The following is a 20563-nucleotide window of genomic DNA, read 5'->3' as shown; positions in this document are numbered from 1 at the left end:
TAGGGTAAAAAAATGAAAATTAGTTTAAATTTGTTATAAGTTTCGGTGATCGAAAATCCGGAACATTGATATTAAAAAATAGAATTAGTTTGAATCAAAATATTCCATTAGCTGAAAAATTAAGACCTAAAACCCTGAACGATGTATTGGGGCAGGAGCACCTTACCGGCGACAAAGGAACAATCAGAAAAATGATTGAAAATAACACCCTGAATTCTCTGATTCTATGGGGACCTCCCGGAACCGGGAAGACAACACTCGCTGAAATTATTTCAGAACAATCAGGAAGGAAGTTCTATAAGCTATCTGCTGTTTCTTCAGGGGTGAAAGATGTTCGTGATGTCATTGATGATGCTAAAAAACAGAATTTGTTTTCTGGGAAATCACCCATCTTATTTATTGATGAAATTCACCGTTTCAACAAATCTCAGCAGGATTCATTGCTGCATGCCGTAGAAAAAGGCTGGATTGTTCTGATAGGAGCGACTACTGAAAATCCAAGTTTTGAAGTGGTTTCAGCGTTGCTTTCGAGAAGCCAGGTTTATATTTTAAAGGCTTTGAGTTATGAAAAACTTGAAGAATTGATTGATATTGCTTCTGAAAGATATAATAAAGATGAAGGAACCGATTTTAAAATTCTTGAAAAAGAAGCTTTCATTCAATACTCGGGTGGTGATGCCAGGAAGCTAATCAATTCTGTAGAATTGGTTTTGAATCAATATAAAAACTCCGGTACAACAGAAATCATCAATACGGATGTCCTTGAAGTTCTTCAGGAAACAATGGCGCTGTATGATAAAAATGGTGAGCAGCATTATGATATTATTTCTGCCTTTATCAAGTCAATGCGTGGTGGTGACCCGAACGGAGCTGTTTATTGGCTGGCAAGGATGATTGCCGGAGGAGAAGATATTAAGTTTATTGCCCGTAGAATGCTTATTCTGGCCGCTGAAGATGTAGGGCTGGCTAATCCCAATGCGCTGGTGGTTGCCAACAATTGTTTTCAGGCGATCAATGTGATTGGAAATCCTGAAGCAAGAATCATATTAAGCGAAACTGCGGTCTATCTTGCGGTTTCTCCTAAAAGTAATTCTGCGTATATGGCTATTAATGAAGCATTGGCTTTGGTAAAGAGAACCGGGAATCTACCGGTACCACTTCATTTGAGAAATGCTCCTACAAAACTGATGAAAGATCTGGACTATGGGAAAGAATATAAATATGCACATTCCTATGACGGAAATTTTGTGGAACAGGACTTTCTTCCTGAGGAAATCAGGGATGTGAAATTATATGAGCCCGGTAATAATTCTACCGAGAAGAAGATCTATGAGGAGCTTAAGAAAAAATGGAACAATAAATATTAAAATAAAAAGGATGCTGAAATGGCATCCTTTTTATTTTATTCAAGTTATTCGGTAGTGTAGATAAACAATGTTTTCTTACCGTTGTAATCTTTTGTTTCAGCTCTTTTCTTGATCTCAGGATAGATCATTGTGCTGGTATCCGCAAATTCATAACCTTCAATAAATACTGGATTGTCTGCCGGAATATTATATTGTGCGTTGATGTTGGATAATGACATTCTGTCCAATGTATTTTCTCCATTTTTGAATTTGTATTCAGTTACCCCTTTTGTAAAAACAGAACTGTATTTTTTAAAACTTTGGGGAAGACTTGCCGGAGTATTGTATACTTTAGAAACCTGCAATACGTTCTTTTTCGCATTAAACAATTCTACTGTTCCGATAGCGTTGTCAGCAACTGCAAACTTCACAGCAGGATTTTTTTGCTGTGCAAATAAAGTAGCCGAAGAGAGTATTAAAAAAGAATAGAGTAATTTTTTCATAATCAGAATATGTAACTGTTAAAAACGTGATAAATATAGTTATTTTTTATAAAATGTGAATGAAATCTCAGATTGTTTTACATTTTATTTATAATAAAAACTTTTATTTTGATTATCAGTCTGTGGTTTCCTCGTTTTTATCTTTTTTATCAACCATATTTCTGATGATATTTTTCAATCGCTGAAAAGCGAAAGAACTTAATAATAAGATAATTCCAAGAGCAATAAAGGCGCTTATTCTTGAAATATTATCCATTTGCCATACATCATAACCGTAGAGTTTTAAAACCATGAGCCCTATCAATGCAAATCCAACCTTATTGTATTCCTGAATATTCTTTTTCAAACCCATATAAATAAAAATACTCGCAAGAACAGTCCATACAATAGGAAGATAAAGAATATTGAAGTGGGCGCTTGCTTCAAAAGAATGAGGAAGGTCATTAGAAATCATTAAAACATAAGAATGATGAAGCTCACAGCTTATGGAAATGATAAGTGTCAATGACAGGATCCAGTAAGAAATTCGTGTTTTATGAAATTCTGATGATGGAATGATCCGGGAATATACATATATAAAAGGAATCCACTGAAGCAGATGCAGCAAGTAAAAGCTTAAATGAAGTTTTTTTGTTAATACAGCTGTTACAACTGGTAGTGTGGAAACCGAAGTATTAAGAATAATCAGAAAGAGAAACATATAGATCAGAGCGGTTTGAACATCATTTCTGATACTTAGTGGTCTTCTGAAAAGTAATAATATAAACAGATAATAAATGCTGAATAACAGTCCTATGCCGACAACCGCCGACCAGGGCATCTCTGAAACGTGATAGGTAAGTTCAAGAAGAAGACTTATATAAATAATTCCATAGCTAATCACAGTCACAAGATCTTCAAAAAAAGTGCTGACTTTCTCCTGTGGTTCTTTTCCTGTATTCCTTAATAAATATAAATTGATCATTAGGGAAACGATGGTAAATGAACTGGTAATAAACGGAGGATTGAATATGATAGTAAAATCTGTTGTTCCCAGATACTCTGTCCAGGTTACAATCTGAGCGATCATGACCAATGGAAAAAGGATATAAAAGAAAATCTTGAAAATTTTGTGATCTGTCTTTTTCCAGATGAAAAGCAGAAGAGTAGTTTCTATTGCCCAGATACTGGTGATAAGGTGGGTTTTAAACTGAATAGCTATGGCAATAGTGATAAGGCTGGTAACGAGTCCTGCAAATACAGAATAAGCAACTCCGAAGCTTTTTCGTCCATATTCTCTAAGGAGCAGAAAAGAATTGACTGCAGCAAAGGCAAGTGGAAAAATGATGGGAGGTTCATAGGCTAAAGTATCAAAAATATAAAGCAGTCCCAGAACACTCGAAAAATTAGCAAAAGCAAGTATTAAAATATCAGAAGTTGAAAGTATATTTTTTTTGATGTAGTCATGCAGAGCAAAAAGGTAGAAAATCACATAACTGATCATGTAAAAAGTAATGCTTAAAAGCTCCGTGCTCTCATTCGTCCAATAAAAAAGATAAGCGGTTGTAAAAATATAAGCTGTCCATCCTACGCTTTTCCAGTGTTGAAGAAAAGAGACTACCAGCATTCCAATATTTAAAAGAGTAAGATAAATAAAAAGGAAAGGGTAGTTGCTTTGTCCGGTACTGATCATCAAAGGAGCACTAAAACCTCCAATTAATGAAAAAATAATCAGGACTTCACTTTTATAATAATAGGATAAGATAATAGATGCCGCTGTAATCAGGGCGGTGATAACAAAGGCTGTATTCTGTGTAAAAAGATGATATTCCCGGAAAGCAATGGTGGCAGTGAAATAGAGCATGGCAATCCCGCCTCCGGTTATAATAGAAGCAAATGCTGTATAGTTTTTTCTGAGGAAATGTCCTATAATGATGATTCCTGCTCCGGTACAAAAACCAATACCCGCTCGTGCAGTTTCTCCGATCCAGTTTTTATCAATAGCATACTTTACAAAGTAACCGATTCCCAGAACAAGAGTAAAAATACCAATGATGGTGAGTGCATTTTGTTTTAAAAAATCAAAAACGGGAGTCAGCCAGTCTTTTTGAACAGGTATCGGGATTTCTTCATTTTCTTCCCTGTTTTTTATTTCTTCAGGAACAATTTGATGAGACTGTACTTGCTGAGGGACAATAGTTTCTTCTGTTGAAGCTTTTGTTGGGATTACTTCAGACTGATCCGGGGCCTTATTAATTTTATGATTAAGGTCAGTGATTTCCTTTTCAAGTCTTCTGATCTTGGTGTTCAGATTGTTGAAAATGATGAAGATTACTATAAGTATGACAACAGCAATAAATTCATTCATTTCATTAGTTTTATCAAATATAAAGAAATGTTTGAAAAGCGATTTAAAAAATTAACCCATCACAGTATAAGTGATGGGTTAAATGGTATAGATAACTAACAATATGTTTTACTAGTTGGATACTTTGTAAATGTAGAATGATGAGATACTGGATCCTAATAATGATCCGGAGAAAATACCGGAATCAGTAAGCCCGAAAGATACTTTGTCACCTGCCTGGAACGAGTAAAGAGAATTGATACTTGCATCAGAAAGTGTTAAGTTAATTGCTAACGCAAGATTAACGCCACTGAAAGGGCGACTGTCGATAATTGTGGTTACCCCCGTTCTGGTTCTGGCGATTCCAATTCCTGGAGCTCCTGACAATAATGATGCCTGTAGCCCTGTTCCATATCTGAATGCGAATCCAACGGCATATACTCCTGTAGATGGGACAGTATAAGAACCGTCAGCGTCTGTAAATAAAGCGGCACTTCCTATATTTCGGTCAGCTGCTACAAAGTTAACAGGCAGGAATGATGCTGGGAAAATTCCTATATTCAGAAGGCTTATACCTGTCGCTTTTTTTGCTGCATATACAGAAGTATTGGTTCCTGATGCGGCAATTAATAGCGCAGGATCTACAGTGTAAACCTGAGTACTTCCCTGGTTAATTGCTAAAACCTGATAGCCAGGTAATGCTGTAGCTGCAGGTGTGTCTCTAACTTTCAGTGTTCCATTAACATCTAGAGTTGCAGATGGAGTAGCTGTATTGATACCAACTTGGGAAAATAAAGGTAGGGTTGCGCATGCTAACATTAAGCTGTAAAGTTTAGTTTTCATGATCAAGATTTTTAATTAGTTGCTTAGCAAATATACAATAAAAATTATACCCTTCATTGTGAAATTTATAATTTTAATATTAATATGATGTAATATATTTAAACATATGTTTATATTTTGCGTAATATTACCTCATGATTTAATTACGAGTTATTATATTTATCTTCTAATTAATCGCTTGTTTATAAGGTGTTTAAAGAAAAATATTTCTCCCTGTTGTGTGGGTTATTTTAGTAGTAAATGTATCGTATTGGATCTTGGATATTTTTTTGTAAAAAATATTTTTTTTCAGGTTTTTAATAGGTTTAAAAACAAAAACACTGCACAAATGGCAGTGTTTTTAATGTATTTATTTACTTTTTTCTAGCTTTCTAAGAGGAATTCTCTATAATTTCCAAGAAAATCAACATTAGCATTGATTGATTCAAGTTCTTTGAGGGCGTTTCCATGTAAGACTTCTTCCCAAGGCCCTTCCACATTGATAAAAAAGAAATAATTGCCCAGTCCGGTCTTTAATGTTCTGGATTCAATTTTGCTAAGGTTCATCTTTCGCCATGCAAAAACCGATAAAACCTGATGTAGCCCACCGGGATGATCTTCCGGAAGAGTGATCAGCATTCCTGCTTTTTCTCCCAAAGTTTCCAGATTGTTATTCTGGTAGGTATCCTGTTGTTTAGAGATAATGATAAACCGGGTGTGATTCTGTTCAAAATCCTGAATATTACGGTTGATAATTTTCAGCCCATACAAATTAGCGGCAAATTGGTTGGCAACAGCAGCAATAGCCGTTTCCTTGTTTTCTGAAACAAATTTCGCAGCAGCAGCAGTAGAAGAAAAATCCTGCTTTGGAATCTCTTTATAATGAGTGTCAAGAAAATGGAAGCTCTGTGCCAGTGCTTGTGGATGTGAATATATTCTTTCAATATTCTCAATAGAGTTGTCTGGGTGAATCATCAGGTGATGTGCAATAGGCATTACCGCTTCTGCCTCAATCTTAATAGACGGGGTCTTATACAAATAGTCCAGCGTCATAGAAACTGTTCCCTCAATAGAGTTCTCCAAAGGTACAACGGCCTTTACTGCTTCGCCGCTTTCAACAGCCTTAAAGCAATCCAGAATACTGGCTTGGGGTAATAACTCTTCATCAGGGAAAAGCTGCGCTGCAGCAAGCTGTGTGAAACTGGCATGAGGTCCCAAAAATGCAATCTTCATAATATAATATATAAGGGATGATTAAAATAAAGGTACAAAGGTGCGAATTAATTCATAAATGGAGTTCAATGTTTTATGTTTAAAGTTTAATGCTGCGGGTTACGAGTTACGGGGTTCGGGTTACGTGATGCGGTTGTCCAGAACCTTAAACCTTGGACCTTGAATCTCCTAACATGTTACTTTTCCTTCCAGTTCTTCTCAATCATTTCCATTAGAAAATCCGGACATTTGATAACCTTATTGGTTTTTGCATCCAGAAAAAATAGAGTAGTGGAAGCTTCTGTTATTTTAATATGCTCTTCATTGTAAATTTCATATTCAAATTCGATCCTTACTCCCGGAATTTTTTTAACATAAGTATGAATTTCTAATTTTTGATCATACAAAGCTGGTCGGATATACTTAATTTTATAGTCCGAAACAGGAAGCCAAATTCCTTGGTTTTCAATTTCATCGTATGAAATTCCGATGCTTCTGAAGAGCTCAACTCTCCCCACTTCGAAGTACGTTGCATAGTTACCATAGTATACATATTTCATCGGATCTGTTTCTGCGTAACGTACTCGTATTGAGTGTGTTGTGTGTATCATTTTAGGTATTAAATTATACATACAAATATATTTTTAAATAATCAATACCTGCAATATTTTTTTTTGAAAAGAAAAAATTGGACCTTTGTCTTCCTTCTAAACACAGTACAAACAAAGAATAATCGGGGCATAAAAATGGATGACAATTTAATGATGATATGGCAGAAATGCCTTCAGTTTATGCGTGATAACCTGAACGCAGCTGAAGACAATTCTGACCTGAAAAAACTTGAAAAATCTTTCGATATGTTATTCGATAAGGTTCAGCCGCTTTCATTAGTAGCAAACAACCTTACGCTTATCGTACCGAGCGATTTTTACAAGGAATATATAGAGGACAATTACCTGTCCTTACTTTCTGCTGCCCTGAAGAAAAATATTGGAAAAGGAGTGAAATTATGGTATTCTGTGATGGAAAACAGACCAAAAGGTGAAGAAAAACCGGTTACCATGAACATCAAGGGACAAAGTGTTCCAACTCCAAAAACACAGGAAACAATGCCACAAGGATTCTCTGCTAATATCGTAAATCCTTTTGTAGTTCCTGGAATAAGAAAAGTAAATATAGATTCTAACCTTAAGCCTGACTATTCTTTTGATAGTTATGTAGAAGGAGAAAGCAATAAATTTGCAGCGACTGTAGCCAGATCCATTGCAAAAAGACCTGGAGCAACTGCTTTCAACCCGTTATTCTTATATGGTGGTTACGGAGTTGGAAAAACGCACTTAGGACAAGCGGTAGGGCTTGAAGTAAAGAATCAGTTCCCTGATAAAGTAGTTCTTTATCTGTCTTCTGAAAAGTTTATCCAGCAGTTTATCTCTGCTGCCAAAGCACACAAGCAGACTGAATTTGCGAATTTCTATCAAATGGTAGATGTACTGATTATTGATGATATTCAGTTCTTATCAGGAAAATCAGCTACTCAGGATAGTTTTTTCCATATTTTTGATCACCTGCATCAGAACGGAAAACAGATTATCCTTACTTCAGATAAAGCGCCTGCTGATATTATGGATATTCAGGACAGAATTGTTTCCCGTTTCAAATGGGGACTTTCTGCAGAAATCAAATCTCCGGATCTATCAACAAGAAGACAAATCATTGAAGATAAACTAAGCAGAGATGGAATCGTTCTTCCGGGAGATATGCTTGACTTCCTTGCTGTGGAAACGAAAACCAATGTAAGAGAACTTATCGGAGTAATCAACTCTGTGATCGCTTACTCTACAGTATATAAGAGAGATCTGAGTCTTGAATTGTTAAAAGAAACGATCAACAGAATTGCTGCCAACCAGAAAAAAATCATCAACATTCCTTACATCCAGGAAGTTGTATGTGATTATTTTGGAATCAAAAAAGAACAATTACTGTCAAAAACAAGAAAAAGAGAGATCGCATTACCAAGACAGCTTGCCATGTACTTCTCTAAAGAATTCACCAATTCTACATTTACTAAAATCGGTGAAGAAATGGGAGGGAAAGATCACTCTACAGTAATGTATGCATGTGATACAATCAAAGACGTATCAAAAATTGATAAAGAAATCAAGAAGTACGTAAAAGACCTTACAGAAAGAATCAAACAATAACATTGTTGACCAGAAATAAATTGAAATGAAGGATAGTTTTATTCTTCATTTTTTATTTAGTTTTGTTGTGGCAAAAGACTCTTTTAAATAGATAGTATATGAAAATATTAATGGTTTGTCTGGGAAATATATGCAGAAGTCCTCTGGCAGAAGGAATCATGAAAACAAAGGTGCCGGAGAATTTTATGGTAAACTCAGCCGGAACTATTTCAATGCATGAAGGAGAACATCCCGACAAAAGAGCCATTAAAACTGCTGCCAATCATAATATTGATATCTCAAAACAAAGATCAAGACCCATTACCAGAAAAGATTTTGAAACCTTTGATAAGATCTACTGTATGGATATTGATGTATTTGAAGATGTGGTTTCCAAAACAAGAAACGAAGAAGAACGACAGAAAGTATCTTTGTTTTTAGAACTATTGGGAGATCATGAAAATGCAGAGGTTCCCGACCCTTATTGGGGAGATATGAGCGATTTTGAAAAAGTCTTTCAGCTTTTGGATAGGGGATGTGATGCTATTAAGAATCAAATACCCAAATCATAATCATGAAAAAACTGCTGTTACTGCTCCTGGTAAGCTTTAATTTATCTTTTGCCCAAACCAAAGATGAAATAGAAATCCGTAAAGTAATGGATGACTTTATGGAATGTATTAAAACCAGAGATAAAGCCAGATATCTCTCTTTATTTCAGGAACCTGTACTTTGGACTGGAATTTACAAAGACAGGACGTATGCTAAACGTTTAGAGAAAAATCCTAAGGCAGACTACTACTTTGCTGATGATTATAAAGCTTTTATCAAAAGTTTTAAAGATGATAAATCTGAAGAGAAATTTGACAATATTAAGATTGTGGAAGATGGAGCAATAGCTTCTGCCAATTTCGATTACAGCTTTTGGTACGACGGTAAAATGGAAAACTGGGGAAAGGAGATCTGGACACTGATGAAGATCAACGGAACCTGGAAGATCACTTCCGTTACCTTTTCTATGGACCTTACAAAATATTTTCCGCAACCTTCATTAAACGAAAGAACTAAAAAATAATACGATGCTTTTTTTACTCCCTGCTTACTTATCAGAAAACACTTCTATCAACCACTTTTCGCCTGTTTTGAAAGATTATATCATGCAGACAGACTATTTCTTTGTGGAAAATGAAAAAACAGCAAGAAAGGTTGTTAAATTTTTTGCCCCGGAAAAGAAGCAGGCTGATCTGAAGTTGTTTTTATTGGACAAATACACGGAAAATGCGGACATCAAAGAAGCTCAGGAGTTGATGCTGAAAGGGCAGGACTTCGGATTGTTATCAGAAGCGGGATTGCCTTGTATTGCTGACCCTGGAAACCTGATCGTTAAATGGTGTCATGAGAAAAACATCAGAGTAATCCCTGTTTCAGGACCTTCATCCATTATTCTGGCTTTGATTTCCAGTGGATTTAACGGACAGGAATTCACTTTCAATGGTTATCTTCCTATTGATAAGGGAGAGAAAAAGAAGCACATCATGAATCTTGAAGGACTTGTTCAGAAAACCGGATATTCGCAGATTTTCATGGAAACACCTTATAGAAACAATCAGCTTTTTGAAGATCTGTGCAAGTTTTTATCACCGAATACCAAGCTCTGTATTGCGGCCAATATCAACGACCCGGAACATGAATTTATAAAGACAAAATCTATAAAAGACTGGCAGAAACAGAAGCCGGAACTTCATAAAATTCCTGCGGTATTTGTACTTGGAAAATAGTAGCATATGGCAGAATTGCCGTGATATAGCTATTTCACTTAAAAATATTTAACAGCTCTTAACAAGACTATTGCATTATTCTTGTTTTTTAAACTATACTGGAAACAGTTTAAATGTTGATAATGCAGTGAAAACCCGGGCATCTTCGATGCCCGGGTTTTCATATTAATTTTTATCTTTTTTGCCAGATTTCCATTTCCTCCAAAAGAAAATAATAAACGGAATGATTAAAAAGAAGGGCCAAAGAGAAACTATTCCGAGCATAAAGCTTACAAAACTGTTCCAACCTTCCGTTACCGAATCTACAAAACGGCTTCCAAAACCTATTTTAGAGGTTGCCGAACTTCTCACTTTTTCTTTATATAAATTTAAACTTAAAGTGCTGTAATTCACACGGTCATCAATAAAACGAAGTCTGCCTTCTGCCACATCAATTTCATCTTCAAGCTCGCGGATTTTTTCCTGAATTTCAAGCATATCTTTAGTCGTGGCAGCACTTTTAAGCATGTCCCGATACTTTTCAAGATAGATTTTTTTGTTGGCAAGTTTTATCGATACATCAGTATACTCTTCCGTGACATCATTGGATGAAATGTTTTTGGATAAAACAGAACCGACTCCGTCTGAAAATGAACTGATAAGAGCATCAAAATTTTTATGAGGAACCCTGATGATCAGGTTAAGATTATCATCCATATCCGTATTTTGAAAATCCTCTTTCTGAATATAAGCATTGTTTTTCTTTAAGATATCATTCACCTGACGCTGAGCTTTTTTAATATCGCCCACCTGGATCTTCATGTCACCGTTTTTGATTATTTTTCTGGAAATAGTGTCAGTTTTCTTAGAGGTAGAAGGCTCTTTGTTAGATTTGTTTTCGTCTGGAATCAGTTTTTCAGATAGAGAAGGAGGTGGAGGTACGGGAGAATATGATTTCTCTTCAGTAATAACTTCCATCAGATCTGCCTTCACTTCCTGTTTGGCCACTCCTGATTTATTACAATTGATAAGAATAAGTCCTGATAAAAGGAGAATAATTTTTTTCATGGGATAGTTTTTTATGGATGTGATCAAAAAGTGTGCTTAAAAGTAATCCTATTTCAGATTTATTTGAAATTTTTAAATAAAATATTAAAACACAGGCAGGAAATCAAAAAATTAAATCAAATGATCTCAAAATCGGTCCGGAAAATTGTTGAAAACAGTAAATAATTTCTATTTTTAATTCATGAAAAAAAGTCTTTTAGCATTTGTGTTTTCTCCATTTTTGATGTATGCCCAGGAAGTTCCGAAACTTACAGACGAAATGGCGATGAAATTATCCGACAAACCACTTCACTGTATCAATCAGGAATATCCGAATAAAACAGCGCATATCATCAATAATGCAGGCGAAGTTCCTTTAACTCCAAAAGATCTTCACCCTAGTTTTTATGGGTGTTTTGACTGGCATAGCTCTGTTCATGGACATTGGATGCTCACAAGACTTTTAAAAACAAAACCCAATCTTTCCAATGCCAAAGAGATTGAAAAAATTCTGGATGAATCTTTTCAGAAGGATAAATTGAAAACAGAGGCTGATTATTTTACAAAATATCAACTGACAGGAACTTTCGAAAGAACTTATGGTTGGGCATGGATCTTAAAACTGGACGAAGAGCTTACCAACTGGGATCATCCGAAAGCTAAAATATGGCACGAAAACCTGAAACCGTTAACTGATCAGATTCTGAAGTCCTGGAAAACGTACCTTCCAAAACAAACCTATCCAAACAGAACCGGAGTTCACCCTAATACAGCATTTGCAATGTCTTTTGCCTTAGATTGGGCAAGAGCAAATAAAGATAAAGAATTTGAAAGCCAACTGATCGAAAAGGCTAAGTACTTTTTCTTAAAAGAACAGAAAACACCTGCTTATCTGGAACCGGACGGATCGGATTTCTTTTCGCCAAGTCTTGAAATTGCTGATCTGATGCGCAGAGTTCTTCCTCAAAAAGAATTTGTGCAATGGCTGAATGCTTTCTACGAAAAAAGAAGTCTGGAAAATGTTGAAAAAATTCCTGTGGTAAGTGATCTTAGCGATTATCAGACCGTTCACCTTGTGGGTTTATCATTTTCAAAAGCATGGTGTATGAAAGGAATTTCCAATGCACTTCCTGCCAATCATCCACTGAAAAAAGATTTCAGGAAAACGGCAGATGTATTTCTTGCCAATGGATTACCGTTACTTTTCCAGGGGAATTATGGTGGGGATCACTGGCTGGCAAGTTTTGCAGTGTACGCCCTTGAAGATTAATATCTGATTCCTGTTTTTTTAAGAATAAAACCTAACAGCCAGATTGGACCGATCAGCAGAAATTGAAGATCTTTGAGGAAGGACGGCTTTTGTCCTTCTATTTTATGACCTATCAACTGAAAAATCCAGGTAATAATGAATACAGAAAGATAAACGATCCATGATTGTTTACCGAAACTGATATTGGCCAGATAAATAAAATGCTCCATAATAAGCATAATGACAGCCATCACAATAGCGATCAAAAGAGAAAGCCTGATATAGAATAAAGTAACAAGAAAAATCACAATACAGCTGATGATACTGACACATCCGAAATAGGAAGCACAGAAATGAGGAGCGGGAATGAGGGAGGCAAAACCCAGAATCGTCCAAAAGATTAAAGGAACACAAATCCAGTGAATGAACTTGTTGGTAGCGTTTCTATGGCTTTTACTGTATTCTGCAAATAATAGATCAACCTTTCTCATACTGACAGGAAATTGGATTGATGCTAAAATAATAAAATTTTGTAATCACTGGTAAGATTGCTTACATTTGTCATATGTCTGCCCTAGAAAAATTCGGAGTTGATATTTTTACGGAACGCAATATTTTCGAAAGAATAGCTGTTGATAAACCTTTTCGTCCCGATAATCCTGCTTTTATTTTTATTAAATCAGGAACTATAAAACTTAGGCAGCACTTCAGTGATCTGGAAGTTTCCGCCAATATGTTTATGGTAACAGATCCGCAAACCATCTATGAAGTGGTTTCTGTGACCGATGATTTTCAGTCCCGCATGGTTTCTTATAAAAGAGAATTTATTTCTGCTCTATCATTGAAATTTAACCGCTTGATTACCTATCGTTATTTCAGGCAACAGATGAATAAAGGAGTTCCTTTTCCTGAAGATGAAATGGAAGTAGTCTGGAAAAGTGTCAATTTTCTGAAATATATTCTGGATTCTGAAACGGAAATGCTGTACAAGAAAGAAATGGTAGAGCATCTTTTCTCTGTTTTCTGCTATCAGATGGCCGGGATTATTTCCAAGGAAGACAATAGTTCTATGAATCAGATGTCCAGACAGGAAGAGATTGTATTTGTATTTCTTACCGATCTTGCAGAACATCATCTTACAGAAAGAACCGTTGAGTTTTATGCCGAACGGCAGTCGATTACAACCAGACATCTTTCTTCTGTGGTGAAGACTATCACAGGTAAATCTGCAAGTCAGATCATCGCTTTAATTGTTATTAATGAGGCGAAAGTACTCTTAAACTCTTCCAATAAACCGGTTTCAGAGGTTTCTTCTATTCTAGGATTTAGCGATCAATACTCGTTTTCTCACTTTTTTAAGAAACATCTGGAAGTAAGTCCTACACAGTACAGGCATCTGTTCGAAAGCTAAAATCTTACATTTGAACATCTTTTTCCAAAAATCAAACATTTGATTGATTTTGTTGTTGCCCTAACTTTGCATCTGTAAAACAAGGTAAAATGACAAAGAAAATAAAAACAGCACTATCAGTTTTGATAGCCGCTTTTCCCGCGCTGTTTTTTTCACAACAGATCAAGCAGATGACCGCAGGTGAGGTGGCGGAACTCGCTGTTCAGAACCATCAGCAGCTTAAAGTGTCTGCACAGAACATAGATATTGCAAAGCAAAACACGAATGTTGTTAAACTTCAAAAACTGCCCACTATTACAGCTTCTACAAGCCAGTTCTATTTAGGGGATGCAGTAGCAATTGACAAAGATTTTTCAAATTCTACAAAAGTTCCGATGCCGCATTACGGAAGTTCATATGCTGTACAGGCTACACAACTTATCTTCAAAGGAGGATTGGTGAATAAGTCTGTTGAAATGGCAGGACTTCGTGAGCAGCTTTCTGAACTGGACTTAGAGAAAAATAAACAGGATGTAAAGTTTTTGGTAATTTCCAATTATCTGGATGTCTATAAAACGATCAACCAGGAAGAAGTATTTCAGAATAATAAAAAACTGGCACAAGAACGTTTGAAAAATATCCAGAAGTTCTATCAGCAGGGTATGGTAACCAGAAATGAAGTAATTCGTGGAGAATTGGCCATCAAAAATCTGGATCAGGGAATTCTGACACTTTCCAACAATAAGAAAATCCTTAATTATAATTTAAATATTGCTTTAGGTTTATCCTCGGATACAGAAATTGTTCCTACAGAAAACTTAGAAAATAAAGAATCGGGGATAGGTATGGATTATTATACAGACCTTGCTCATGAGAAAAACCCATTGCTTAAATCTGCTCAAAAAAACATTGATGTTGCAGATAAAAACATTGAGATCATAAAAACCGATAATGCGCCTACCGTGGCCGGATTTGGAGGCTATACCCTGCAAAGACCCATTACCACCAGAAATCCTGTTTTGGATATGTATTCCGGAGGATGGCAGACAGGAGTTTCTTTGAGCTATAATATCGATACACTCTTTAAAACGAAAGAAAAAGTAAAATTAGGTGAATTGCAAAAGAACCAGGCGAATGATGCCATGACTCTGGTACAGCAGAATGTAGATATGGGAGTGAATGCAGCCTATACAAAATATCAGGAAGCCATCCAGCAGGCGGATATTCTGAATGATTCCAAAAGACTGGCAGAAGAAAACTACAAGATTACGGAAGCCAAATATCTGAACCAACTGGCAGTACAGGCAGAAATGATAGATGCCCAAAACCAGAAACTGCAATCAGAGCTAGATTATGCCAACGCTGAAATCAATGTTTTGTATCAGTATTATAACCTTTTGAAATCTACAGGAACACTTTAATTTTTAAAACTGAAAATCAACAATGGAAAACAAGGAACAAAACACTCAAAATACGACACCAACTCCTGCTGCACCAAGCGTAGAGAATAAAAAAAAGAAAAATAAAACCAATAAAATAAGAGCTATTATTTCCAATATTATTGTCTTTCTGGTCCTTGGCTTTGGATTATTCTGGCTGGTACGCAATTATTTCCATATCGGAAGTAAAACCTATACAGAAGCCGCGCAGGTAGAAGAATTTATCAATCCGATTAATACAAGGGTTTCTGCTTATATCAAAGAAATTAAATTCATCGAACATCAGCATGTAAAAAAAGGAGATACACTCGTTATTTTGGATGACCGTGAAATTATTACCCAGTTGGGACAGGCTGAAGCCGCCTACCAGAATGCTATGGCACAAAGAACGGCAACGAGTTCTTCCGTGAATACTGTTTCAAACAATATCAATGTGATGCAGTCTAATATTGCAGGAGCAAAGGCCAGACTATGGAACGCAGAACAGAACTTAAACAGATACAGAAATCTTTTGGCAGCTGAAGCAGTTACAAGACAGCAATACGATCAGGTAAAAACTGAATATGATGCGCAAAAGGCTGCTTATGAAACGTTAGTGAATCAAAAACAGTCAGCAAACCTTTCTACTACTGAAGTGAAAAGTAAACTGGGAATAAACGATGCGGAAATCAAAAGAACGAAATCTGCATTGGATATGGCTAAGATCAACCTTTCTTATACAGTGATTACCGCACCTTATGATGGCGTAATGGGAAGAAGAACCCTTTCTGAAGGTCAGTTAATTCAGCCGGGACAGCAGGTGGCAACCATCGTTCTGAATGGTCAGAAATGGGTAACGGCCAACTTTTTAGAAAGCCAGATGCCCAATATTAAAATTGGTGAGAAAATATCCATGACAGCCGATGCTTTAGGAGGTAAAACATTTGAAGGAGTAGTGACTGCTGTTTCAGCTGCTACCGGATCAAGATACTCAAGTGTACCGACAGATAATTCTACCGGGAACTTCATTAAGGTACAGCAGAGAATTCCTGTAAGAATAGAGTTTACAGCTTCCAACAAAAAAGAAGACCTGGATAAACTTAGCGCAGGAATGAACATGAATGTGAATATTAATAAAGACTAAAGATGGAAGATATCAGATTCCGGACATATGCTGAGGAAAATTAAGGCTGATGTTGAAAGTCTGCCATCTGATATCTGAAATCTATTACTTAAAAAATCATGTACAACAAAGGATTATATAGCGATTGGGTACCGAAACCCGTACAGCTGCTGCTGATTGTATTGCTGCTTGCAGTGGTAATGCCTATCGGTGGGGTTTATACTGGGAATATCAGTTATCTGACAGGAGGTACCGGTGCCATGACAGAATACTTCATGTGGGCCAACTATGCTACAACAATAGGAATGGGGGCCTGTATGCCCATTGTTCTCAGAATGAAAATGAGATTCAAAGTAAGAGATAAGATGGTGGCTTTACTGGTGATTCTCGCATTTCTGAACTTTGTGAATGCGACAACTCTGCAGCCTATGGTTTTTGTATTTACTTCTCTGCTTATCGGGTTTATGAAAATGATGATCACGATAGAACTGTTTCTTCCGCTGATGATGATGATCGGAAACCGAGGAATGTTTTACGGTCTGTTCTATACATTTGTTTTGGTGATGAATCAGGTTGCGACTTATTATGCTGCTGAAGTGGCCGTTTCTTACAACTGGCAGCAGTTTTATATTCTGACATCGGTTTTATGTATGATATTGGCACTTATCCACTGGATTTTTATGCATGATAAATACTTTGCCCTGAAAGTCCCATTACATTATATCGACTGGCTGAGTATTCTGCTTTTTATCTCTACTTTCATGTTTTCAGCGTATGTATTTTCTTTCGGGAAACAGCAGGACTGGCTGAATTCAAAGAATATCGTCAATGCAAGTATTGCTGCTTTTACAAGTTTTGCATTACTTACCATCCGTCAGTTGACGCTGAAGAGACCTTATCTTTCATTTAAAATATTTGCAAAGAACAATGTACAGCACGGTTTGTTTATGTTAATCTGGCTGGGAATGTTTTTAGGAACGGCATCTATTCAGAATACTTTTGCGGTAGGAGTGCTGGGATATGACTCGGTAACAAATGCGAGACTGAGTATGCTAATGATTCCCGGTATTATTCTGGCAGGAGTGATTGCTGTATTTTGGTTTAAAAAAGAGAAGCCGCTGAAAATGTTCATCTTTTCAGGATTTGCAGCGATGATGGGGTATGCAATTATCATGTACTTTTCCATGGTACTGGAATTCAATTATGACAACTGGTATCTGCCGATGTTTCTGAAAGGTTACGGAATGTGTGCATTATTTATCTCGGTGTGGTTTTATACGTTGGATAAACTTGAAATGGATGATATGCTGGCAGCGATCGGGCTTGTTCTGGTTTGGAGAACTTTCCTTGCGGTAGGGCTTTTTTCAGCAATTTATTCATGGTTTCAGTACCATTTCCAGGTGATTGCCATAGGAGATCTTGCCGTTTATATGGATGGGATGACGATTACACCTCAGAATGTTGCTTCCAATATGAAAGCAATTCAGCTGAATGCTATTATTATAGCAGGTAAAAAACTGTTCGGATACATTATTTTGGCCGGTCTTGGCGTATTGATATACGTTCTTTCTCATCATTTTGGAAGAGAACGTTTCCAGTATTTAAGATTTATCAGAGTTCTTGGCGGTAAATCAGTTATCGCAAGAAGAAGACTTCGTGAAAGAAAAAAATTACTAGAAGAAATAAAAGATGCTGCAGGGCCTGCAGTATAAAAGAAACCTTGTTTTTCACTAGTAGAATCCCGGATCTGTAAAGGCCGGGATTCTACGCTTTTTATAACGTGTAAATTCCCGGGAAAACAGAAGTTAAAATAGTAAAATAAGGGAAAATCTCATAGTCTCTTATTTTTATTCTTTCTAAATAAGAATTATCTTTGTGAGATTATAAAACATTGAAGTAGAAAGAATGAAAAAGCAGTATGCGTTCATAGGTCTTTTGGTTTCGGGAGTGATGATTTCCCAGACAGTGAAAGATTCTATTGCCTCTAAAGGTATTGAAGATGTGGTGATTGTAGCCTCCAGAAAACCCACTAAAATTTCTGAAGTTCCGGGAACCGTTTGGGTAGTACAGAAAGAAAAGATTCAGGAACAGGCTAAAAGCGGAGTTCCCATCAAAGAAATGTTATCGATTCTGATTCCCTCTATGGATATTGGTCCACAGGGAAGAACCAACTACGGGCAGAATATGAGAGGCCGTTCTGCACTGGTAATGATCGACGGAGTTTCTCTGAACAGTATCCGCGCAATAAGCCGCCAGCTGGATGCCATCGATCCTTTTAATATTGAAAGAATTGAAGTTCTTTCTGGAGCAAGTTCAATCTATGGGGGAAATGCTACCGGAGGGATTATCAATATCATTACAAAAACACCTTCCAAAAAAGGAATCAGTGGAGAAACAGAACTGGGAGTGCGTACAGGTTTTATGGGTAAAGATGACCATGATTTCCGTGCCGCTCAATCCATTGCTGCCAAGGGTGATAAGTTCTTCGGAAGGTTAGGAGTTGCTTATCAGCAGAACGGAGGTGTGTATGGAGCAGATCAGAAACAGCTTTTTACAGATATTACACAAACCGACCTTCAATACAACCAGTCAATTGACATTTTGGCTACAGGTGGATATCAGTTTAACAATAAACATAAAATAACAGCTTCCCTTCAGTATTACAATTCTAAATTTAATGGCGACAGAAGTTTATTTTTAGGTGAGAATTTAAGTGCTTTCACTACCAAAAATGCTTCATTACTTGAAATGAGAGATGGTTTCTCTTCCGATAAAAACGTAGGTACAGAGCGTTATATGGCAACAGTAGCTTATAATGCAAACGGAATTTTGGGTGGTCAGGACCTTTATGTACAGCTGGCAACCCGTGGTGAAAAATTAGGATTTTATCCATTCCCTGGAAATGTTACGTTACAGACAGGAAGAATACCTTATATGTCCTCATCACAGCAGGATACTTATTATTCCGGGATTAAAGCTTTACTATCCAAATCATGGCGTGGATTAAACGTTACCTACGGAGCAGATTTTGATTTTGAGAAATTTGAAGGAACACAATCTGTTTACGATATTGTCAAAACAATGTCGAGTGGAGGTCTGATCAATGAGACAAAATACAGTCTGGGAAGATATCCTACTAACCACTCACAAAGCTATGCAGGATATGTTCAGGCAAAATATAATATCCTGCCAAAACTACAATTGAATGCAGGAATTCGCTATCAGCATATCAACGTAAAAATGGACGATTTTGTCGGTTCCGAACAGCAGACACAGGTTGCGATGGGATATGGAAGTTCGGCATCTGCAATTCCGGGTGGTGAAAGTTCTTATAATGTAACACTGGCCAATGCCGGATTATTATATAAATTCAATGAACAGCACCAGGTTTGGGGAACTTTTTCTCAGGGAGCAAGTTTAGCCGATCCTGCCAAGTTTTACGGAATCGGGCAATATAAACTTGTGGGGACCAACTGGGATGTTGTATCCAGTATCAATGTAAAAGAGCAGCCGCTGCAGGCGATCAAAACCAATCAGTTTGAAGTAGGATACCGTGTAAACAGAGGTGGTTTAAGAGCCCAGGTTGCCGGATTCCTGAGTACTTCTGATAAAACAGTTGCCGTAGATAAAAAGACCTTCCAGATTCTCGTGAATGATCTTAAATTAAGAAATATGGGAATTGAAGCTGAGGTTTCTTATTCCTTAAGCAATGGCGTTTATTTCGGAGCAAGCGGACTTTTGATCAAATCTGAAGTTGATAATAAAGGAGAATGGCAAAAACAGGAGATTTACAATGCTTCTCCTTCAAAATTGGTAACCTATATCGGGTATAATATTAAAAACTGGTCATTCAGATTCCAGTCGTTACAGAATTTTAAACAGAAAGACGAGCTTAATAATGTGGTGGAAGGCTACAATACTTCAGACCTGATGATGGGATACCGATTTAGTTGGGGTAAATTCAATTTAGGAATCCAGAATTTGTTTAATACAGATTATCAGACCATTTGGAGCAAGCGTTCCCAGGTTTTATATTCTACCTACGGACTTCCGGAATTGTTTAATTATAAAGGAAGAGGCAGAACATTCAATCTTTCTTACACTTTTGAATTTTAAAAGTACAATTAAGGTTTAAATGTCTTGATCTGAAAACATATTATATTTCAAATCCGGTTTCTGAGATTGATCGG

The 20563-nt window shown here is 36.6% G+C and carries 18 protein-coding genes; 11 read left to right on the top strand and 7 right to left on the bottom strand.

Annotation, left to right across the window (positions count from 1 at the left end; translation table 11 throughout):
* Positions 1-89: 89 nt before the first annotated feature.
* Positions 90-1367, top strand: a complete 1278-nt coding sequence (locus tag ACLMCG_RS05545) for a replication-associated recombination protein A (RefSeq protein WP_413959099.1) — start codon at positions 90-92, stop codon at positions 1365-1367.
* A 44-nt stretch (positions 1368-1411) separates the two neighbouring features.
* Here ACLMCG_RS05545 and ACLMCG_RS05540 read toward each other — a convergent pair whose 3' ends face one another.
* The 5 genes from ACLMCG_RS05540 to ACLMCG_RS05520 all read right to left on the bottom strand — a co-directional run bounded on the left by ACLMCG_RS05540 (position 1412) and on the right by ACLMCG_RS05520 (position 6820).
* Positions 1412-1849, bottom strand: coding sequence for a hypothetical protein (locus tag ACLMCG_RS05540; RefSeq protein WP_413959098.1), 438 nt, complete (start codon positions 1847-1849; stop codon positions 1412-1414).
* A 115-nt stretch (positions 1850-1964) separates the two neighbouring features.
* A complete protein-coding gene (locus tag ACLMCG_RS05535) occupies positions 1965-4196 on the bottom strand; it encodes a DUF2339 domain-containing protein (protein WP_413959097.1) in 2232 nt (743 codons plus the stop codon).
* Positions 4197-4307: 111 nt separating this feature from the next.
* Positions 4308-5018: a hypothetical protein gene (locus tag ACLMCG_RS05530; protein WP_223600282.1), complete on the bottom strand. Its 711-nt coding sequence runs from the start codon at positions 5016-5018 to the stop codon at positions 4308-4310.
* 363 nt (positions 5019-5381) lie between these two features.
* On the bottom strand, positions 5382-6230 hold the full coding sequence (pheA, locus tag ACLMCG_RS05525; protein WP_413959096.1) for a prephenate dehydratase: 849 nt from the start codon (positions 6228-6230) through the stop codon (positions 5382-5384).
* A gap of 176 nt (positions 6231-6406) precedes the next feature.
* Positions 6407-6820 (bottom strand): acyl-CoA thioesterase, encoded by a 414-nt coding sequence (locus ACLMCG_RS05520; RefSeq protein WP_223600563.1) that lies wholly within the window; start codon positions 6818-6820, stop codon positions 6407-6409.
* Positions 6821-6955: 135 nt separating this feature from the next.
* Here ACLMCG_RS05520 and dnaA point away from each other — a divergent pair, with 135 nt between their 5' ends.
* The 4 genes from dnaA (at position 6956) to ACLMCG_RS05500 (ending at position 10167) form a co-directional block, all read left to right on the top strand.
* Positions 6956-8410, top strand: coding sequence for a chromosomal replication initiator protein DnaA (gene dnaA / locus ACLMCG_RS05515; protein ID WP_047376841.1), 1455 nt, complete (start codon positions 6956-6958; stop codon positions 8408-8410).
* A gap of 98 nt (positions 8411-8508) precedes the next feature.
* Complete coding sequence (locus ACLMCG_RS05510; RefSeq protein ID WP_413959095.1) at positions 8509-8961, top strand: low molecular weight protein-tyrosine-phosphatase; 453 nt, start codon at positions 8509-8511, stop codon at positions 8959-8961.
* Positions 8962-8963: 2 nt separating this feature from the next.
* Positions 8964-9464, top strand: a complete 501-nt coding sequence (locus ACLMCG_RS05505) for a nuclear transport factor 2 family protein (protein WP_223600279.1) — start codon at positions 8964-8966, stop codon at positions 9462-9464.
* A 4-nt stretch (positions 9465-9468) separates the two neighbouring features.
* Complete coding sequence (locus tag ACLMCG_RS05500) at positions 9469-10167, top strand: SAM-dependent methyltransferase (RefSeq protein WP_223600278.1); 699 nt, start codon at positions 9469-9471, stop codon at positions 10165-10167.
* A gap of 165 nt (positions 10168-10332) precedes the next feature.
* Here the strand turns inward: ACLMCG_RS05500 and ACLMCG_RS05495 are convergent, their stop codons facing one another.
* Positions 10333-11214, bottom strand: a complete 882-nt coding sequence (locus tag ACLMCG_RS05495; RefSeq protein ID WP_223600277.1) for a DUF4349 domain-containing protein — start codon at positions 11212-11214, stop codon at positions 10333-10335.
* A gap of 181 nt (positions 11215-11395) precedes the next feature.
* On the opposite strand from ACLMCG_RS05495, the gene ACLMCG_RS05490 reads away from it, so the two are divergent.
* On the top strand, positions 11396-12463 hold the full coding sequence (locus tag ACLMCG_RS05490) for a DUF2891 domain-containing protein (RefSeq protein ID WP_413959094.1): 1068 nt from the start codon (positions 11396-11398) through the stop codon (positions 12461-12463).
* Here ACLMCG_RS05490 and ACLMCG_RS05485 read toward each other — a convergent pair.
* Complete coding sequence (locus tag ACLMCG_RS05485) at positions 12460-12933, bottom strand: DUF962 domain-containing protein (RefSeq protein WP_413959093.1); 474 nt, start codon at positions 12931-12933, stop codon at positions 12460-12462. The two genes, ACLMCG_RS05490 and ACLMCG_RS05485, sit on opposite strands and share 4 nt — an antisense overlap.
* A gap of 74 nt (positions 12934-13007) precedes the next feature.
* Between ACLMCG_RS05485 and ACLMCG_RS05480 the strand changes: the two genes are divergently transcribed.
* The 5 genes from ACLMCG_RS05480 (at position 13008) to ACLMCG_RS05460 (ending at position 20489) form a co-directional block, all read left to right on the top strand.
* Positions 13008-13853 (top strand): helix-turn-helix domain-containing protein, encoded by an 846-nt coding sequence (locus ACLMCG_RS05480; RefSeq protein WP_223600274.1) that lies wholly within the window; start codon positions 13008-13010, stop codon positions 13851-13853.
* Positions 13854-13942: 89 nt separating this feature from the next.
* Positions 13943-15253: a TolC family protein gene (locus ACLMCG_RS05475; protein ID WP_223600273.1), complete on the top strand. Its 1311-nt coding sequence runs from the start codon at positions 13943-13945 to the stop codon at positions 15251-15253.
* A gap of 22 nt (positions 15254-15275) precedes the next feature.
* Entirely contained in the window at positions 15276-16394 is a 1119-nt protein-coding gene (locus tag ACLMCG_RS05470; protein WP_413959092.1) for an HlyD family secretion protein, read from the top strand.
* A gap of 98 nt (positions 16395-16492) precedes the next feature.
* Positions 16493-18085 (top strand): MFS transporter, encoded by a 1593-nt coding sequence (locus ACLMCG_RS05465; protein ID WP_413959091.1) that lies wholly within the window; start codon positions 16493-16495, stop codon positions 18083-18085.
* Between the two features lie 193 nt (positions 18086-18278).
* A complete protein-coding gene (locus ACLMCG_RS05460; RefSeq protein WP_413959090.1) occupies positions 18279-20489 on the top strand; it encodes a TonB-dependent receptor in 2211 nt (736 codons plus the stop codon).
* The last annotated feature ends 74 nt before the right edge of the window (positions 20490-20563 follow it).

Source organism: Chryseobacterium sp. S90 (assembly GCF_047444895.1).
GTDB lineage: Bacteria > Bacteroidota > Bacteroidia > Flavobacteriales > Weeksellaceae > Chryseobacterium.
Note: the sequence above shows the minus strand (reverse complement) of the source record. Positions and strands in the feature narration are given on the sequence as shown.

What these genes read in the sequence shown, in the direction of transcription:
- ACLMCG_RS05495 (WP_223600277.1), bottom strand. Translation starts at nt 11,214, where the DNA reads ATGAAAAAAATTATTCTCCTTTTATCAGGACTTATTCTTATCAATTGT.
- pheA (WP_413959096.1), bottom strand. Translation starts at nt 6,230, where the DNA reads ATGAAGATTGCATTTTTGGGACCTCATGCCAGTTTCACACAGCTTGCT.
- ACLMCG_RS05520 (WP_223600563.1), bottom strand. Translation starts at nt 6,820, where the DNA reads ATGATACACACAACACACTCAATACGAGTACGTTACGCAGAAACAGAT.
- ACLMCG_RS05540 (WP_413959098.1), bottom strand. Translation starts at nt 1,849, where the DNA reads ATGAAAAAATTACTCTATTCTTTTTTAATACTCTCTTCGGCTACTTTA.
- ACLMCG_RS05460 (WP_413959090.1), top strand. Translation starts at nt 18,279, where the DNA reads ATGAAAAAGCAGTATGCGTTCATAGGTCTTTTGGTTTCGGGAGTGATG.
- ACLMCG_RS05465 (WP_413959091.1), top strand. Translation starts at nt 16,493, where the DNA reads ATGTACAACAAAGGATTATATAGCGATTGGGTACCGAAACCCGTACAG.
- ACLMCG_RS05500 (WP_223600278.1), top strand. Translation starts at nt 9,469, where the DNA reads ATGCTTTTTTTACTCCCTGCTTACTTATCAGAAAACACTTCTATCAAC.
- ACLMCG_RS05480 (WP_223600274.1), top strand. Translation starts at nt 13,008, where the DNA reads ATGTCTGCCCTAGAAAAATTCGGAGTTGATATTTTTACGGAACGCAAT.
- ACLMCG_RS05510 (WP_413959095.1), top strand. Translation starts at nt 8,509, where the DNA reads ATGAAAATATTAATGGTTTGTCTGGGAAATATATGCAGAAGTCCTCTG.
- dnaA (WP_047376841.1), top strand. Translation starts at nt 6,956, where the DNA reads ATGGATGACAATTTAATGATGATATGGCAGAAATGCCTTCAGTTTATG.
- ACLMCG_RS05490 (WP_413959094.1), top strand. Translation starts at nt 11,396, where the DNA reads ATGAAAAAAAGTCTTTTAGCATTTGTGTTTTCTCCATTTTTGATGTAT.
- ACLMCG_RS05530 (WP_223600282.1), bottom strand. Translation starts at nt 5,018, where the DNA reads ATGAAAACTAAACTTTACAGCTTAATGTTAGCATGCGCAACCCTACCT.
- ACLMCG_RS05535 (WP_413959097.1), bottom strand. Translation starts at nt 4,196, where the DNA reads ATGAATGAATTTATTGCTGTTGTCATACTTATAGTAATCTTCATCATT.
- ACLMCG_RS05505 (WP_223600279.1), top strand. Translation starts at nt 8,964, where the DNA reads ATGAAAAAACTGCTGTTACTGCTCCTGGTAAGCTTTAATTTATCTTTT.
- ACLMCG_RS05475 (WP_223600273.1), top strand. Translation starts at nt 13,943, where the DNA reads ATGACAAAGAAAATAAAAACAGCACTATCAGTTTTGATAGCCGCTTTT.
- ACLMCG_RS05470 (WP_413959092.1), top strand. Translation starts at nt 15,276, where the DNA reads ATGGAAAACAAGGAACAAAACACTCAAAATACGACACCAACTCCTGCT.
- ACLMCG_RS05485 (WP_413959093.1), bottom strand. Translation starts at nt 12,933, where the DNA reads ATGAGAAAGGTTGATCTATTATTTGCAGAATACAGTAAAAGCCATAGA.